This window comes from Streptomyces sp. H39-C1, assembly GCF_027158125.1.
Classification (GTDB): Bacteria; Actinomycetota; Actinomycetes; order Streptomycetales; family Streptomycetaceae; genus Actinacidiphila; species Actinacidiphila fildesensis.
In genome coordinates this window covers 213,284-230,319 of the sequence record NZ_JAPVLS010000002.1, presented here as the reverse complement: position 1 = coordinate 230,319, position 17,036 = coordinate 213,284, and the positions used below count along the sequence as shown (strand labels likewise).

Below are 17,036 nucleotides of genomic sequence, written 5' to 3'. Positions count from 1 at the left end.
ACCCGCAGTAACAACAGCACGCTGCCTCCTCGGATGTGATCTCAGGAGTGGCGGTATCGCTGCGTTCCGGTCCGACGGACGCGACCACGGCCACGGATGTGACGTTAGGACGGGGCAAGGCATTCCACCAGCGACTACAATGCATCGCAGCCATGCATGGGGGGAATGTGTTTGAGATCGACGCACTGCGTCTGCTTGTCACCGTCGCCGACACGGGGTCGTTCACCCAGGCCGCGGTCCGGCTCAGCTACACACAATCCGCGGTGTCCCGCCGGATCGCCACGCTCGAACAGCGGGCGGGCGGGCCGCTGTTCGAGCGGCTCCCCCGTGGTGTACGGCTGAACCCCGCAGGCCACGCGCTGCATCGCCACGCAGTGGACGTGCTCGATCGCCTGGCGCGGGCGGAACGGGAGGTCGCCGCCATCCACGCGGGGCACGGCGGGACGCTGCGTGTTGGTGCGTTCGCGACCGCGAACATCTCCCTGGTGCCCGCCGCCCTGCGGGCGTTCCATCAGGCACGGCCCGACATCGAAGTCATCGCCGTGGAAGGCCGCAGCAACGCGTTGGTGCAGCGCCTCGCGGACGGAGCTCTCGACCTTGCCGTGGTCAGCGACTACCCGTCCGGCCTCCCGACGGCCGAGGGCGTTACGACGACCCAACTGCTGCAGGACGAGCTGCTCGTCGTTCTCCCCCGCGAGCACCGGCTGGCCGCGACCGCGACGATCGACCTGCGCGACCTGCGCGACGAGACGTGGCTCCAGGACCCACCCGCCGGCCGGCCCACCCTCCTCGACGACGCCTGTGCCCGGGCGGGTTTCACTCCCCGGAAGCTCATCAGAATCGCCGAGTGGACCGGGAAGTTCGGCTACGCCGCCGCCGGCCTGGGCGTCGCGCTGGTCCCTGCGCTGGCCGCGTGGGCAGTCCCGGCCGAACTCGTACTGCGCCCGCTCGACAGCCCTCTCCCCCGCCGGACCATCCACACCGCGCTACCCGCCGCCCCGCTGCCCGCGGCGCTCACCCTGCGGGATCAGCTGCACGAGATCGCGGGCGGAGCCGCCACCCGCTGAGAGCCGCCCGACCGGACGTCGGAGGCCCCGCGTCAGAGCCCCTGGTCAGCGGCCGCCGCGCTGGGTGACCCGGCCCAGCGCGTCCGCGAGCAGGAAGGCCGACCGGTGAGCGTCCGTTACCGTCACACGGATGAGCAACGCCTTGGTCTTCGGGTCGTGGTCGACATCGATGTGCCAGGTGCCGGCGTCGCTGATCCCGAGCGTGGTGCGCGCCTCGTGGACCAGGCCGGGGAGCCGTTCGTACGGCAGGGTCCGCAGGTCGATGGGTGGGTGAGCAGCGGTCGCATCAGCCGGGCCGACGCCGCGGGCCGACATCCGGTGGTCCTCGATGGTGAATTCGACGGCCATCGGCGAGTGGGCCGCGATCATCGCGTCGGCGGTACGGCGCATCCGTCCGTCCTGCAGCATCGACTCCGAGGTCTGTGCGGTCGTCGTGCTCGACGAGGAGGTGGTCGTGGAGGACGAAGAGCTGCCCGTTCCAGCGGACTTCACCCCGTCCCCGCCCTCATCGCGGAACAGTTCCGCGCGGAACAGCAGAACGACGATCGCCGCACCGATGAGAATCCCCGCGACGCCGATCAGGCAGCACGAACCCCACTTGGTCGGATCCTTCACCAGACTGGACTCGGGCGCGGAGTCGAGCAACGCCTCCGCCGCCCTGGCCGCCCACTCCTGGTCCGGTTCGGTGATGATCCTGACAGCCCATGGTTCGTCGGCGGGGTATTCGACCACCACGATGCCGCGCGGCCGGTAGTCGGGAACGTCGACCAGGTTGATCGGCTGGGAGAACTCGACCCGGTAGGCGGCCCGGTCGTCCGGCGCCACCGTCAGGACGAACCTGATCGGAACGTCCGCCGACTCACCGCTGGTGGCGCGCCGGCTCTCGATCATGGCCAGCGCCCGGCGCTTCTCCTGAGGTGGCGTCCGCGCACGCTTCAACCGCCCCGCGACGGTCATGACCACGACCGTCAGAACGAGGAGCCCGCCGCCGACACACCACAGGGCCACGTTCCCGATCACGATCCCGACGACGACGCACGCCACCGCGGCACCGGCCACCCCGGCGGCCAGGAATCCGCGGACCAGGGCGACCGGTCCTGCGCGATGGGGACCGGGGGTTTCAGTGATCGTCACGGAGCGATTGTGCCGTGAACCGGCATACACCGAAAGATCTTTCCGCGGACCGCCGGCAGAACAGTCGATTTCCTCCCGGCAACCGCATCGACCGCATCGAACGAATCGGCCGCATCGACGGTACCGACCGCACGGCAACGCAGCGAACGGAAAGGCTAGGCAAGCGTGAGGACATGGCGCGTGGAGAATTCCGCACAGATTCCCTCGCCGTCCGGGCCGTACACGAACTCGGCCAGAAAGGGATTGCGGTTGGCGGTGGCCAGCGGCAGCCACGCCAACAGGTTGCCATAGCCCCCGCAGACCGCCTCCCCGCCGTCACCACCGTGAACGGCGGTCACATCACTGCTCAGTTCCGTGCGGTAGACGTCGTAGGCGATGCGCAGCCCGAAGGCGCTCAGCTCATGCTGGGGTCCGGTGCCGTCCTCGTACGGCGTCCGGTCGAGGGAGCACTCGTCGCCCCACCGGAACAGCGTGGCCGCCCCTGCTCCGCAGGCGTACTCCCACTCGTCGGCGCTCGGCATCCGCGCACCGCTCTCCGCGAGCAGGGCCGGCATGTCGGCAGGCAGCTCGGTGAGATCCACGTCCTCGACGCTCATGAGCACCGTGGCCAACGTGACGGTCCGCCGCGGACCGACCAGCTCGGCGAGATGCGCCTTCAGGTCCGATCCGTAGCCGAAGCCCTCTTCCAAGCTCTCCGCGTAGTCGGCGAGTTGCCCCGCAGTCGGCTGCCAGGCGTCGACGTCGAATCCGAGCGTCACTTCGCCGCCGGGTATCAGGGCGAACTCCCGCCCGTCCTTCTCGATGCGGGCGCGGTGCCACGGCGCGCCAAGGTGCTCGACGGCGCCGACCAGGGACACGCGGCCGCCGACCCGGTCGGCGGCCAGCTGCGCGAAACATCGGGCGGCCGGCAGGTCGAGCGACCGCCACTGGTCAAGAGTGAGATCGGCGAGAGACATGTGACGCAGTCTCACACGGACCACTGACACAGCCCCCGCCAGGCCGGCCGGACCCCCGTTGCGCTGCTGATTCCGCATCGTTCAGTAGGTTCGCAATTCATGTCCGGGACACCGGACCTTTCGTCCGGAGACTTCTGCGGCCGACGTCACCGTCGTAGAGTTGCCCAATTCCCAGCCAGGAATCCGGGCGAGGATTTCTCACCCCATATGCATTGCTATGGAGTTGATGTGCGCAGCATGCTGTCGTCGACGACAATCCCCGGGAAAGCGGCGATCCGCCGTCCGACGCGTCCGGGAAGGTTCCGCCGGTCCGCGCTCGCAAGTGTCCTCAGCGCGGCGGCTCTGGTGATGATGGTCCCCACCGACGCGAGCGCCTCCATCCTCCAGTCGCTGCCGCAGAACGCCGACGGTCTCGAGCAGTCCTTCTCCCCGGCCTTCGACTACGACGGGGACGGCTGCTACGCGACCGCCGCCATCGGCACCGACGGCACCCTCAACCCCGGCCTGAAACCGGGCGGGGATGTGAACGGCCACTGCCACGACTACCCCCAGCTGGCGAACTCCAACACGTACTCGCGCGAGAAGTGCAACAACGGCTGGTGCGCGGTCGTGTACGCCGGCTACTTCGAGAAGGACCAGGCCACCCTCGGACCCGCGGCCATCGGACACCGGCACGACTGGGAACACGTCGTGGTGTGGATCAACGACAACCAGGTCCAGTACGTCTCGACGTCGCAGCACAGCGGCTGGAAGTGGTATCCGCGCTCGTCGGTGCGCTTCGACGGCACCCACCCGAAGGTCGTCTACAACAAGGACGGCGCCTCGACCCACTTCTACCGCCTCGCGAACAACAACGACGAGCCGCCGGAGAACGTCACCGGTGGCTGGTTCTATCCGCGCCTCGTCGGCTGGAACGGCTACCCGACGGGTCTGCGCGACAAGCTCATGAACGCGAACTTCGGCGCTGCCACGATCAAGATTTCGGACAGCACCTTCAACGACGCCCTCAACAACTCCAAGCCTGCCGGCATCCCGTTCGACCCCTACGCCTGACATCGATCGGCCGTCCGGTGGCGTAGGTCCGACGGCTGCGCGCGCTGCGCAGGTGTTCGACTCTTTTCGGTTGATTCTCGGCCACATTCCCCCGGCACGGTAGCCGTGCGTAGAGCGCTCGCGTACGTTCAGTTCTCGTTGCACATGGCCAGCAGCGACAGCGGGGGTCCGGCCGTCGTCCCGTGGGGGGAACGACGGCTGGACCTCCGGTTCTCTCTTCGCGCCCACCCGCCTCTCCGGCGACGGTCCCACGCCACGCTTGCGGCGCGGACGACCAGGCGCTTTAATAAATGAACGTGCATTTACTAACTGGAGGGGGTCATGGTGACAGGACGCCCTCGCGGAGTGGATGACGCGGTGATCCTTCGTACGACGGCCGAGGTGGTCGGCCGGGTGGGTCCCGCGGGGCTCACTCTGGCGGTCGTGGCCCGGGAGGTGGGGATGGTCCCCGCCACGCTCGTGCAGCGGTTCGGTTCCAAGCGCGGTCTGCTGCTGGCGCTCGCCGAGCAGTCCGCGAAGGACGCCGGAGCACTCTTCGGACGCACGCGATCCGAGCACGAGCCGGCCCTCGATGCCCTCGTGACGCTGACGGTGGAGTCGATGGCCCCCATGGCCTCGCCCGAGATGTACGCCAACCACCTGGCCTTTCTGTGCATCGACCTGACCGATCCGCAGTTCCACCAGCACGCCCTGGCCGTTCACCAGGCCCAGGGGCAGGCGGTGGAGAGCCTGCTGGCGGAAGCGGTGTCCACCGGCGCGCTGCGCGCGGGAACGGACACCGTCGCTCTGGCCCGGTCCGTACAGGCAGCCACCGCCGGCACGGGCCTGATGTGGGCGCTCGACCGCCAGGGCACCCTCGCCCAGCGGCTCCGGCAAGGGATCGACGCCGCGCTCTCGCCCCACCTCCAGCCACCCGACCGGTCAATCCTGGAGAAGCAGTGAACAACGATGAGATCCGGCCACTGACCGGCAAAGTGGCCCTGGTCGCCGGAGGCACCCGGGGCGGTGGGCGGGGTGTCGCCGTCGCCCTCGGCGCCGCGGGCGCGACGGTGTACGTCACCGGCCGCAGCAGCGCGGCCGGACCCTCCGACCTGGACCGGCCGGAGACCATCGAGGCCACCGCGCAGGCGGTCACCGCCGCCGGAGGCCTCGGCATCCCGGTGCGCACCGACCACAGCCGGCCGGCGGAGGTCCGCGCCCTGGTCGACCGGATCGCGGCCGAGCAGAGCGGGCAGTTGGACATCCTGGTCAACTCCGTGTGGGGCGGCGATCCGCTCACCGACTGGGAACACCCGCTGTGGGAGCAGGACCTGGACACCGGGATCCGGCTGCTGCGGCAGGCGGTCGAGACGCACGTGATCACCAGCCGTTTCGCCCTGCCGCTGATGGTCGCCCGCAAGAGCGGCCTGGTGGTGGAAGTCACCGACGGCAACACCGCCCGCTATCGCGGATCGTTCTTCTACGATCTGGCGAAGTCCTCCGTGATCCGCCTCGCCGTCGCGCAGGCGGCCGAACTGAAACCGCACGGCGTCGCCGCGGTCGCGATCACGCCCGGCTTCCTGCGCTCGGAGGCCATGCTGGAGACCTTCGGCGTCACCGAGGACAACTGGCGCGACGGGGTGGCCAAGGACCCGAACTTCGCACACTCCGAGACCCCGGCCTATCTGGGACGGGCGATCGCCGCACTGGCCGCCGACCCCGGCATCATGACCAAGAGCGGTCGGGCGCTGGCCACCTGGGGCCTGTACGAGGAGTACGGATTCACCGACGCGGACGGCACACAGCCGGACTTCGCCGCCCACTGGGCCGCGTCCCTGGAGAAGGAGTACGGGCCGCTCGGAGAGCCGCTCTGACAGCACCGGGTGGCCATAACGGCGTCCGCCGAGCAGTTCTCCGTCCATGGATATGAACTCCGTGCGATACGCGGCGAGTTCATACGGCCGCGAAGCAGTCCGGCCGAAACCGGGGGAAGCACAGCTCCCGGCACGCTTCTCTTCTCCAATGATGAAGCCCTGAACTGCAGCGATGAACTCTACGCGCGGAGACTGTCGTTGACGGCGCAACGAGGCCGTGCTATTCAGATCTGGCGCCACGTTGGACTAGACCTAGTTCACGTTCTTGAACAAGCGCTGGAAGGCCCCCCACATGAAACTTCGTTCCAAAGTCCTCGCTCTGGCGACCGCAGCGGGCATAGCCGGCACGCTCGGCCTGCTGGGCGCCAACGCCGACGCGGCGTCCCCCTCCGTCGCGCCCGGTGGCAACTTCAACCTGTCCGTATGGCAGTTGCAGGAGCCGGTCGGCTCCCCCGGCTCGCCGACCACCATCTCGTCGTCCCGGCTCCAGGGCCCGAACGGGTTCCAGGACTCGTACTTCTACACCGACACCCGCGACGGGGCCATGACCTTCTGGGCGCCGGAGAAGGGCGTCACCACCCCCAACTCCAACTACGCCCGCTCCGAACTCCGTGAGATGAACGCCAACGGCAGCTCCGCGAACTGGTCGCTCAGCGGCGCCCACAAGCTCAACGCGACGCTGCGCGTGGTGTCCGTGACGTCGAACGTCTGCGTCGGACAGATCCACCTCGGCACCGGCGGATCCTCCACGAAGCCGCTGATCGAGCTCTACTACCACTCCAACGGCGACATCGTCGCGGGCCTCGAGAACTCGCCCTCCGGCGGCCAGACGCCGCACACCGTCGGCCACGTGGCGGTCGGCAAGACGTGGAGCTACACGATCGCCGTCTCCGGCGGTCACACGATCGACCTGACGGTCAACGGCAGCACGACGCACTACGCGATCCCGTCGTCCTTCAACCCGTACAAGCAGTACTTCAAGGCCGGCTCGTACAACCAGTCGTCCTCCGACAGCACCACCAAGGGCGCGCGAGTCGCCTTCTACGGGCTGACCGTCTCCCACAGCTGAGCGGTCCCCGCAGAGCACACGGAAGGCCCGGTGCCCAGGCGCATTCCCCTGGGTCGTTGCCCCACGCAACGCGGCACCGGGCCTTTCGCGGGTGCACGGAGGCGGGCCTGACCGGATCACGCCGCTCGGCCCGCGGCACCGTGGACGGGCAATCCCGCGCTCACCTACGGTAGCGACGACACCGGGGAGGGCGACGTGACGGTCAGGATCATCCGCGGCGCGGGCAGGTACGCCTGTCCGGAGGACTACTGGGCGCTGTACGACGACGCCGGCTTCAACGAGGGGAACAGATCCGGCGAGATCCTGATCTCCGACCAGAGCATCGCCGATCTCCAGGACCACGGCTTCAACGACCGCGCCTCGTCGATCGTGAACCACACGCGGTACTACGTCGGCTGCTTCGACCATGCGGACTACGGGGGCCGGGAGATCGGCCTGGACCCGGGGCAGGGCCTGACCGGTGTCAGGAGAAGCGGGTCAAGGGGTGCGGGCCTCCTCGACGACTGTCCGATCGAGGACCTGAACGACGCGGTCTCCTCTGTGCGGCTCGAGGAACCCGCCCCGCAGCTCGCCTCGCTCACCGCCGGGATCTACACCCTGGCCAACGTCAACAGCGGCAAGGCACTCGACGTGGTGAACGCCGCCTCGGCCTCCGGCGCCAACGTCCAGCAGTACCAACCCAACGGTTCCAAGGCCCAGTTGTGGCGGATCAACCCGCTCGGCGATGGCGTCCACATCGTGATCAGCGCCAACAGCGGCAAGGCTCTGGACGTGAGCGGCGCCGGCACGCACAACGGCGCCAACGTCCAGCAGTGGGAGGCCAACGGCTCCAACGCCCAGAAGTGGCTGATCCACCGACTGGCGTGCGGCAGCTACACCCTGACGAACGTCAACAGCGGCAAGGTCCTCGACGTCGACAACGCCAGCACGGCCAACCACGCCAACGTCCAGCAGTGGGAGAGCAACCAGACCGACGCCCAGAAGTGGCTGCTGAACAGGGTCGGCTGACGGCCTAGAAGGCCGGCGGACCCTGTTCGATGCGGCGCAGCACCGGTGCGAGCCGGTCGAGTTCATCGCTGGTCTGGAGCTGACGTTCGTCCCACCAGGTGGCACCGGCGTCGAGCAGCGGCCCGATCAGGTCGTGCGCCTTGGCGCTGTCGGCGGGGCTGGCGCCACCGAGGACGAACTCGAAGGGCACCTCGTGCCGGTCCTCGCGATGCCGCCGGACATAGGCGACCAGGTCCACGACCTCCTCGACATGCGGTACGTGGCCGTGTTTGGCGGAGGTGAACAGCGGAACCGCGCCGTCCCAGCGGGCGGCCCGCCGCATCGGCGGACGGTTCGGCCAGAATCCGGCGATCCAGACGGGCGGGCGGGGGCGTTGCACCGTGGCGGGGAGCAGGGTCACGTCCCGCACTTCGTAGTGCTTCCCGTGATGGTTCACCGGGTCGCCCGACCAGTAGCGCCCCAGCAGGTCCAGTCCCTCGTCCAGCCGCTCGGCCAGCACGACCGGGTCGGTCGGCTCGCCGAAGCTGCCGTACTCGTCCTCGATCGGCCCGCCCAGTCCCGCACCGAAGATCACCCGTCCGCCGCTGAGTGCGTCCAGGGTGGCCACCTGACGGGCGAGCTGCTGGGGACGCCGGCGCGCCACCGGAGTGACCAGCGTGCCCAGTTTGATCCGGGAGGTCGCCAACGCCGCGGCGGTGAGCAGCATCCATGGATCCCCGAAGGCCTGGCCGCGTCGCTGGATCTTGTCGTGGACCACGTGATCCCAGACGAACAGCCCGTCCCAGCCCGCCTGCTCAGCCGCTGCGGCAACCGTCGCCACCGCCCTTGCGTCGGCGAAGTCCCCGAAGTTCGGAATGTTGATCGAGAAGCGCATCCCCGCATCCTGCCCCCTCGCGGCAGGCGCGGCAATCATGCCGCCCGAGGTCTCACGATCAGTCGCGGGTGGGATCGGCGGGCCGCGGGAGCGGGGGCGCGAAGGTCACATCCGAGGCGTGGGCGATGACCTCGGCCTCGTTGCCGAGGGCCCATTCGGCGACCCGTGACACCGTGGCGGCCGGGATCCCGTCGCTGATTCCGGGTGCCGCCGGGATGTCCTGCGTCGCGTGGGCGTCGTGCGGCAGAACGACCCGGTATCCCAGCGCCAGAGCCGTGCGGGCCGTCGCCTGGACGCACATCTCGGACATCACCCCGCAGACGGCGAGCGCGTGCACCCCCGATGCGGTCAACAGGGTGCCCAGTGACGTTCCGTTGAAGCCATCGTCCTTGGGCTTGCGGATCACGACTTCCGCGGGGCCGGCCTCGATGGGGTGGTGGAGTTCCCAGCCGGGCGTGTGGGGCTCGTCCTCCGCTCCGGCCGGACCGTCGTTCTGGAGATGGACGATGAGCGCACCGCTCTTCCGGGCCCGTGCGATCAGATCCGTCGTCCGGTCCACGAGCCGGTCCGCCGCGGGCACCGCCCCCGCACCGGAGACGAAGGCCGACTGGACGTCGACGACGATCAGGCTCTGGACGGGAGGTACACGATTGCTCATGGCGCCCATCATGACCGGGGACGTTGCGCACCTCCACCGGATTCCGAGCGGCCTGCGGCGCCGGGCTCGGGGCGGCGGACCGGTAAATCATGTGCGGACCCGGTAACCGGTTGACAAGGTGGGATCATGACCTCTCAGCACGACCCCGTCGCCGGCTCCGCCATCCCGTCCCAGGACACGGAGCCCCCGGGCACAGAGCCTCAGGGCACGGACTGGACCACCACGCCCGTCACCGCGGACCTCGTCCGCGGCGCGCTCGAGCTGGAGTTCACCGAGCACGGGGTGCTGCCGCACCGGCTGCCCGCGCGGGCCCGCGCGCAGTGCTCCGACGGGCAGCTGGCCATGGTGGAGGCGCAGCCTTCCGGCGTTCGGCTGGTTTTCCGCACCCGGGCCACCGCGGTCGAGCTGGACACCCTCCGCACCAAGATGGCCTACCAGGGCGCCCCGCCACGTCCGGACGGCGTGTACGACCTGCTCGTCGATGGCCGCCTCGCCGGGCAGGCCGGTGTGACCGGCGGCAATGTGCTGCTGGTGGACATGACCACCGGGTCGGTGGAGAACCGGCCAGGACCGGTCGGCACCGTCCGGTTCCCCGGTCTGCCCGACCGGATGAAGAACGTCGAGATCTGGCTGCCCTACAACGAGATCACCCAGCTGGTGGCGCTGCGCACGGACGCCCCGGTGGAGGCGGCGGAGGAGGACGGCCGTGTGTGGTTGCACCACGGCAGTTCGATCAGCCATGGTTCCGACGCCGCGAGCCCCACCACGACCTGGCCGGCGCTGGCCGCCTCCCTCGGTGGCGTGGCGCTGATCAACCTCGGTCTGGGCGGCAGCGCGCTGCTCGATCCGTTCACCGCCCGCGCCCTGCGGGACACCCCGGCGGACCTCATCAGCGTCAAGATCGGCATCAACCTGGTCAACACCGACGTGATGCGGCTGCGCGCCTTCACCCCGGCCGTGCACGGTTTCCTCGACACCATCCGCGAGGGGCATCCCACCGTTCCGCTGCTGGTCGTCTCCCCCGTCCTGTGCCCCATCCACGAGGACACTCCCGGCCCCAGCGCACCCGACTTCAGCAACCTGAGTGAAGGGAAGATCCGGTTCCTGGCCGCGGGCGACCCGGCGGAACGCGCCGCGGGGAAGCTGACGCTCAACGTCATCCGGGACGAACTGGCCCGTGTCGTGAAGCAGCGGTCGGCCGACGATCCGAACCTGCACTACCTCGACGGCCGTGAACTCTACGGTGAGGCGGACTTCGCCGAGCTGCCGCTGCCCGACCAGCTCCACCCGGACGCGGCCACGCACCGCCGCATGGGCGACCGCTTCGGCGCCCTGGCCTTCGGCGCCGGCCGGCCGTTCGCCGCCGAGCGTGCCTGAGACGTTCGCCCCGCACCGGAGGGTGCACGGGGCAGCAACGGAATGCACGGGTCGCCGTGCGAAGATCCATGGACCGCGCACGATCGCCGAGGAGGACGAGAATGTTCGCGATATCGCTGGGTGACGGAGCCGAACTGCGGCCGCTGGAACCTTGGCGGGCCGAGGAGTTCCTCGCCCACATGGACCGCGGCCGCGAATACATCGGCCAGCACGTCGGGCTCCCCGACGTGACCGCCGACCTCGACTCGGCGCGGAACTGGCTCCAGTCGTACGCGGACAAGACCGCCGCCGACGCCGGACGGCTGTACGGCATCTGGCTCGACGGGCTCCTCGTGGGCGGCGTCCTGTTCCGGGTCTTCGACGCGAAGGCCGAGACCTGCGAGGCCGGTTGCTGGCTGGAGCCGGCCGCCGCCGGCCGCGGGCTGGTCACCCGCGCGGTGCGTGTGATCATCGACTGGGCGGTCGAGGAGCGCGGAATTCACCGGGTGGAGTGGCTGGTGTCCTCGAAGAACACACCGAGCATCAACGTGGCCAAGCGGCTCGGCATGAGCCGGGACGGGGTCCAGCGCGAGAGTTCCCTCTATCGGGGCATCCGGCAGGACACCGAGATCTGGTCGGTGCTCGCCCCCGAGTGGCGTGCCGCGCGTGCCGCCGATCCCTCCCGGTCCCAGGCCTGACGCCGCCGCCCGATCGGGGCCACGACCTGCGTACTGGCCGGGCGGAGAACGCCCGGCCAGTACGTACGCCATCCCGCTACGGACCGGTCGAGCGCCTCAGTACTGCTCCGCCACCCAGTCGTACCAGTCATCCATCCCCTCACCCGTCGTCGCCGACACCGTCAGCACCCGCACCTTCGGATTCACCGACCGCGCGTACTCCGCGCAGCGGTCGACGTCGAAGTCGACGTAGGGCAGCAGATCGATCTTGTTGATGATGACCAGATCCGCGGCGGCGAACATGTACGGGTATTTCAGTGGCTTGTCCGTGCCCTCGGTGACCGAGATGATGACGACCTTGCTGCGCTCACCCAGGTCGAACATCGCGGGACACACCAGGTTGCCCACGTTCTCCACCAGGATCAGCGAACCGGGGGCGGGAGACAGGGACCCGAGGGCGGTGTGCATCATCTCCGCGTCGAGATGGCATCCCGCACCGGTGTTCACCTGAACCACCGCGCATCCGGCCCGCTTGATCCGGTCGGCGTCGAGCGTGGTCTCCTGGTCGCCCTCGATGACCGACACCGCACGTCTGCCCGCGAGATCACCGATCGTTCGTTCCAGCAGCGTGGTCTTTCCGGCTCCCGGTGAACTCATCAGATTCACCGCCACGATCCCCTGGCCGGCCAGCCAGTCGCGGTTGCGCGACGCGACATCCTCGTTCTTGGCGAGCACCCTCTGCTCAAGGGTGATCGTCTCGCCGTTCACCGGATGGCTGTGCCCGCCCCCGGTACCGCCGTCGGCGTGGCAGCCACAAGTACCGCACATACGTCAGCCCACTTTCATCGAGATGATCTGGAGCTCCTGACCCGAGGTGATGTCCACGTCGGCGCTGCCGCACGGACACAGGAGGATCAGATCGGCCAGGGTGAATTCGGTGTCACATGCACGGCAGTGTCCAGCGCCGGCGGGCTGGTCGATCTCGAGGCGCGCGCCCTCGGCCACTGTTCCCGCGGTGACCAGATCGAAGCAGAAACGCATCGCGTCGGCCACCACCGCGGTCAGCATTCCCACCCGGACGGTCACCACCCGTACCGGCCGCCCGGCAGCGCGTTCACATACCGCGTCGACGACGCTCTGCGTGATCGACAATTCATGCATCAGCGCCTCGCTCCAGCGTCACCGTCTAATGGCACATTCCGTGACCGGCCGGATCGCATACGACCGGTGGCCTCTCGCGCGTGAATCACTCGTTCGGCCCAATACGAGCCACGGATGATTGTCGATAAGCCCGCGGCCATCGAGCGGATTCCCGTGTTGACAGCGCGCTCTAACGGAGTCTAGATGGTACCAATGTGAGCGACACCACACGTTCGAGCCGAAGGCGATCCCCGTAGCACGGCGGATCTGCCTCCGGCCCCGGAAGGCGGCGGCATTATGCCGACAGAGGCTGCAATAAAAGCGGAAGAAACATTGATCCATGTTCTGTGGATCAATGCGGGTCTCAGCTGTGACGGCGATTCAGTGGCACTGACCGCCGCCACCCAGCCCAGCATCGAGGAGATCGCCCTCGGCGCCCTGCCCGGCCTCCCCCAGGTGGCCGTGCACTGGCCGCTCATCGATTTCGAATGCGGCCCCACCGGCGGCGCCGACGACTTCCTCGAGTGGTTCTTCAAGGCCGACAGAGGCGAACTGGAACCGTTCGTGCTGGTCGTCGAGGGGTCGATCCCCAACGAACAGCTGCACGACGAGGGCTACTGGTCGGGCTTCGGCAACGATCCCGCCACCGGTCAGCCGATGACCACCAGTGAGTGGCTCGACCGGCTGGCCCCGAAGGCCACCGCCATCGTCGCGGTCGGCACCTGCGCGACCTACGGCGGCATCCACGCCATGGCGGGCAATCCGACCGGGGCCATGGGAGTGCCGGACTATCTGGGCTGGGACTGGAAGTCCAAGGCCGGAATCCCGATCGTGTGTGTCCCCGGCTGCCCCATCCAGCCGGACAACCTTTCGGAAACCCTGACGTATCTGCTGTACATGGCCACCGACCAGGCCCCGATGATTCCCCTCGACGACGCACTGCGTCCGGCCTGGCTGTTCGGCCAGACCGTGCACGAGGGCTGCGACCGGGCCGGCTACTACGAGCAGGGCGACTTCGCGACCGAATACGGTTCGCCGAAATGCATCGTCAAGCTCGGCTGCTGGGGCCCCACCGTGAAATGCAACGTGCCGAAGCGCGGCTGGATGAACGGTATCGGCGGCTGCCCCAACGTCGGTGGAATCTGTATCGGCTGCACCATGCCGGGATTCCCGGACAAGTTCATGCCGTTCATGGACGAGCCCCCCGGCGGAAAGCTCTCCACGAACACCGTCGGACTGTACGGCGCGACCATGCGGCGGCTGCGCCACATCACGACGCACACGCTCGACCGGGAGCCCAAGTGGCGCAAGCCCGGAAAAGACCTCACGACCGGTGCCACCCGCACTTGGTGACCCACCGCAACAGACAGAAAGATGAGGCGGCGCAATGACCGCGACGCAACGCAAGGGTGGCAGCGGGACCCAGGGCAAGGACGGCCTGGTGGAGATGGCGTGGGACCCCATCACCCGCATCGTCGGCAGCCTGGGCATCTACACGAAGATCGACTTCAAGCAGCGCGTGGTCGCGGAATGCCACAGCACGAGCTCCATCTTCCGCGGCTACTCGGTCTTCATGAAGGGCAAGGACCCTCGCGACGCGCACTTCATCACCAGCCGGATCTGCGGGATCTGCGGTGACAACCACGCCACGTGTTCCTGTTACGCGCAGAACATGGCGTACGGGGTGAAGCCGCCGCACCTCGGCGAATGGATCGTCAACCTCGGCGAAGCCGCGGAGTACATGTTCGACCACAACATCTTCCAGGAGAACCTGGTGGGGGTCGACTACTGCGAGAAGATGGTCGCCGAGACCAACCCCGGAGTGCTGGAGAAGGCCAATCGGACCGACTCCCCGCACGCGGAAGCCCATGGGTACAAGACCATCGGCGACATCATGCGCTCGCTCAACCCGTTCACCGGTGAGTTCTACCGTGAGGCACTCCAGGTGAGCCGGATGACCCGGGAGATGTTCTGTCTGATGGAGGGCCGCCACGTGCACCCCTCCACGCTCTATCCCGGCGGTGTGGGCACCGTCGCGACGATCCAGCTGATGACCGACTACATCACCCGGCTCCAGCGGTACGTCGAGTTCATGAAGAAGGTCGTGCCCATGCACGACGATCTCTTCGACTTCTTCTACGAGGCGCTGCCCGGGTACGAGATGGTCGGCAACCGCCGCATCCTGCTCGGCTGCTGGGGCTCCTTCCAGGATCCCGAACACTGCAACTTCGAGTACAAGGACATGACCGACTGGGGCCGGAAGATGTACGTGACCCCGGGCGTCGTCGTCGACGGCAAACTGGTCACCACCGACCTGGTCGAGATCAACCTCGGCATCCGCATCCTGCTCGGCTCGTCGTACTACAACGACTGGGAAGAGCAGGAGATGTTCGTGACCCACGACCCGCTCGGCAATCCGGTCGACCGCCGGCACCCGTGGAACCAGCACACCAACCCGCAGCCGCAGAAGCGGGACCTGGGCGACAAGTACAGCTGGGTGATGTCACCGCGGTGGTTCGACGGCAAGGACTATCTCGCCCTCGACACCGGTGGCGGACCGCTGGCCCGGCTGTGGACCACGGCGCTGGCCGGGCTGGTCGACATCGGCTACATCAAGGCCACCGGCCACAGCGTGCAGATCAATCTCCCCAAGACCGCGCTCAAGGGTCCGGTGGAGCTGGAATGGCGCATCCCGCAGTGGAGCAACACCATCGAGCGCAACCGGGCGCGCACCTACTTCCAGGCGTACGCGGCCGCCTGCGCGCTGCACTTCGCGGAGAAGGCGCTCGTGGAGATCCGCGCGGGACGCACCAAGACCTGGGAGAAGTTCGAGGTCCCGGAAGAGGCGGTCGGCTGCGGGTTCACCGAGGCGGTGCGCGGCGTCCTCTCGCATCACCTGGTGATCCGCGACGGCAAGATCGCCAACTACCACCCGTACCCGCCGACTCCGTGGAACGCGAGCCCGCGCGACTCCTACGGCACACCGGGACCCTACGAGGACGCGGTGCAGGGCCAGCCGATCTTCGAGGAGAACGACCGGGAGAACTTCAAGGGCATCGACATCATGCGCACGGTGCGCAGCTTCGACCCCTGTCTGCCGTGCGGCGTGCACATGTACCTCGGCGAGGGCAAGAAGATCGAGCGGCTGCACTCCCCCACCCAGTCCGCGGGCAGTGAATGACGTGGCGGAGCACAGCGCGTCCCCCGCGCCCGAAGTGACAACGGCCGGCTCCGCGCCGTCCGCCTCCGCGCCGTCCGACTGGCGGGTGACCGGTGAGCGCATCGACACCCTGATCGCCGCCAGTGCGTCCGGGGGTGCCATCGCGCGCGAACGCAGCGAGGAACTGGTCCGGCTCGTCACCGATTTCTACGGTGCCGGGCTGGAACGGCTGCTCGACCTGCTGTACGAGCAGGGTCGTCTCAGCGGCGACGTCCTGGCCTCCTTCGCCGCGGACGAGCTGGTGACGAGTCTGCTGCTCGTGCACGGCCTGCACCCGTACAGCGTGGAGACGCGCGTCGAGCAGGCGCTGGAGAGCGTACGGCCCTATCTGGGCTCGCACGGCGGCGACGTGGAGCTGCTCGGTGTGTCCGACGACGGCGTGGTCCGGCTGCGGCTGCTCGGCAGCTGCGACGGCTGCCCGTCCTCCTCGGCCACCCTCAAGCTCGCCGTGCAGGGCGCCGTCGAGGCGGCAGCTCCGGAGATCATCACGATCGAGGTCGAGACCACCACGGACGGGGAGTCCGGAGCCTCCGGGCCGATGGTCCCGGTCGAGGCGCTGTTCTCCCGCCTCCACGAGACGGTTCCCGCTCCTGACGACTCCGGCTCGTCCTGGGAGCTCGTCCCCGAACTGGCCGGCCTCGAACCCGGTGCCGTCACCCGGTTCACCGCCGGGCTCGTCCCGGTGCTGGCCTGCCGTATCGGCTCGGACCTCTTCGCCTTCCGGGACCGCTGTGCCCGGTGCGACCGGCCGCTGGAGGGCGCCGTACTGGCCCGGCGGCTGGGCGGCGCCTCCGATGACGGGGTGCTGCGGTGCCCCGCCTGCCTTGCGCACTACGACGTGCGGCGGGCCGGTGCCTGCGTCGAGGCGGCGGACCTGCACCTGGACCCGCTGCCGCTGCTCGCGGACGGCGCGACCGTCTCGCTCGCCGTACCCACCCCGGCGGCGACATGATCAGCGGAAGCCGCTCGAC

The 17,036-nt window shown here is 68.6% G+C and carries 17 protein-coding genes; 11 read left to right on the top strand and 6 right to left on the bottom strand.

All coding sequences use genetic code 11. From position 1 onward, the window contains the following. Positions 1-167 precede the first annotated feature (167 nt). Complete coding sequence (locus tag O3W51_RS02540) at positions 168-1,067, top strand: LysR family transcriptional regulator (protein ID WP_138351545.1); 900 nt, start codon at positions 168-170, stop codon at positions 1,065-1,067. A gap of 45 nt (positions 1,068-1,112) precedes the next feature. Here the strand turns inward: O3W51_RS02540 and O3W51_RS02535 are convergent, their stop codons facing one another. Beyond that, the gene (locus tag O3W51_RS02535) at positions 1,113-2,201 is read right to left on the bottom strand and encodes a hypothetical protein (protein ID WP_244808962.1); all 1,089 of its coding nucleotides are present in this window, start codon (positions 2,199-2,201) and stop codon (positions 1,113-1,115) included. Between the two features lie 155 nt (positions 2,202-2,356). Beyond that, positions 2,357-3,157 (bottom strand): hypothetical protein, encoded by an 801-nt coding sequence (locus tag O3W51_RS02530; RefSeq protein ID WP_138351544.1) that lies wholly within the window; start codon positions 3,155-3,157, stop codon positions 2,357-2,359. Between the two features lie 237 nt (positions 3,158-3,394). Between O3W51_RS02530 and O3W51_RS02525 the strand changes: the two genes are divergently transcribed. From O3W51_RS02525 to O3W51_RS02505, 5 genes are all read left to right on the top strand, one after another. Next, positions 3,395-4,210, top strand: coding sequence for an NPP1 family protein (locus O3W51_RS02525; protein WP_138351627.1), 816 nt, complete (start codon positions 3,395-3,397; stop codon positions 4,208-4,210). A 357-nt stretch (positions 4,211-4,567) separates the two neighbouring features. Beyond that, the gene (locus O3W51_RS02520) at positions 4,568-5,152 is read left to right on the top strand and encodes a TetR/AcrR family transcriptional regulator (RefSeq protein WP_244808963.1); all 585 of its coding nucleotides are present in this window, start codon (positions 4,568-4,570) and stop codon (positions 5,150-5,152) included. Beyond that, positions 5,149-6,063: an SDR family oxidoreductase gene (locus O3W51_RS02515; RefSeq protein WP_138351542.1), complete on the top strand. Its 915-nt coding sequence runs from the start codon at positions 5,149-5,151 to the stop codon at positions 6,061-6,063. Before O3W51_RS02520 ends, O3W51_RS02515 begins: the two co-directional genes overlap by 4 nt. A 292-nt stretch (positions 6,064-6,355) precedes the next feature. Further along, a complete protein-coding gene (locus tag O3W51_RS02510) occupies positions 6,356-7,132 on the top strand; it encodes a polysaccharide lyase family 7 protein (protein WP_138351541.1) in 777 nt (258 codons plus the stop codon). A gap of 195 nt (positions 7,133-7,327) precedes the next feature. Continuing rightward, positions 7,328-8,140, top strand: a complete 813-nt coding sequence (locus O3W51_RS02505; RefSeq protein ID WP_138351540.1) for an RICIN domain-containing protein — start codon at positions 7,328-7,330, stop codon at positions 8,138-8,140. Between the two features lie 4 nt (positions 8,141-8,144). Here O3W51_RS02505 and O3W51_RS02500 read toward each other — a convergent pair whose 3' ends face one another. Beyond that, complete coding sequence (locus O3W51_RS02500; protein ID WP_138351539.1) at positions 8,145-9,014, bottom strand: LLM class flavin-dependent oxidoreductase; 870 nt, start codon at positions 9,012-9,014, stop codon at positions 8,145-8,147. Between the two features lie 58 nt (positions 9,015-9,072). Continuing rightward, positions 9,073-9,672, bottom strand: a complete 600-nt coding sequence (locus tag O3W51_RS02495; RefSeq protein WP_138351538.1) for an isochorismatase family protein — start codon at positions 9,670-9,672, stop codon at positions 9,073-9,075. 126 nt (positions 9,673-9,798) lie between these two features. On the opposite strand from O3W51_RS02495, the gene O3W51_RS02490 reads away from it, so the two are divergent. Both O3W51_RS02490 and O3W51_RS02485 read left to right on the top strand, forming a co-directional pair. After that, positions 9,799-11,049: a GDSL-type esterase/lipase family protein gene (locus tag O3W51_RS02490; RefSeq protein ID WP_269283386.1), complete on the top strand. Its 1,251-nt coding sequence runs from the start codon at positions 9,799-9,801 to the stop codon at positions 11,047-11,049. Positions 11,050-11,150: 101 nt separating this feature from the next. Continuing rightward, the gene (locus O3W51_RS02485) at positions 11,151-11,726 is read left to right on the top strand and encodes a GNAT family N-acetyltransferase (RefSeq protein ID WP_138351536.1); all 576 of its coding nucleotides are present in this window, start codon (positions 11,151-11,153) and stop codon (positions 11,724-11,726) included. A gap of 96 nt (positions 11,727-11,822) precedes the next feature. Here O3W51_RS02485 and hypB read toward each other — a convergent pair whose 3' ends face one another. Both hypB and O3W51_RS02475 read right to left on the bottom strand, forming a co-directional pair. Beyond that, complete coding sequence (gene hypB, locus O3W51_RS02480; protein WP_244808964.1) at positions 11,823-12,473, bottom strand: hydrogenase nickel incorporation protein HypB; 651 nt, start codon at positions 12,471-12,473, stop codon at positions 11,823-11,825. 63 nt (positions 12,474-12,536) lie between these two features. Next, positions 12,537-12,866, bottom strand: a complete 330-nt coding sequence (locus O3W51_RS02475) for a hydrogenase maturation nickel metallochaperone HypA/HybF (RefSeq protein WP_138351534.1) — start codon at positions 12,864-12,866, stop codon at positions 12,537-12,539. A 276-nt stretch (positions 12,867-13,142) separates the two neighbouring features. Between O3W51_RS02475 and O3W51_RS02470 the strand changes: the two genes are divergently transcribed. Genes O3W51_RS02470 through O3W51_RS02460 form a run of 3 tightly spaced genes read left to right on the top strand, consistent with a single transcriptional unit; the run spans position 13,143 to position 17,017 of the window. Then, positions 13,143-14,198, top strand: coding sequence for a hydrogenase expression protein HypE (locus O3W51_RS02470; RefSeq protein ID WP_138351533.1), 1,056 nt, complete (start codon positions 13,143-13,145; stop codon positions 14,196-14,198). Between the two features lie 34 nt (positions 14,199-14,232). Next, positions 14,233-16,026, top strand: coding sequence for a nickel-dependent hydrogenase large subunit (locus O3W51_RS02465; RefSeq protein ID WP_138351532.1), 1,794 nt, complete (start codon positions 14,233-14,235; stop codon positions 16,024-16,026). A 1-nt stretch (position 16,027) separates the two neighbouring features. After that, positions 16,028-17,017, top strand: coding sequence for a NifU family protein (locus O3W51_RS02460; RefSeq protein WP_198357854.1), 990 nt, complete (start codon positions 16,028-16,030; stop codon positions 17,015-17,017). The last annotated feature ends 19 nt before the right edge of the window (positions 17,018-17,036 follow it).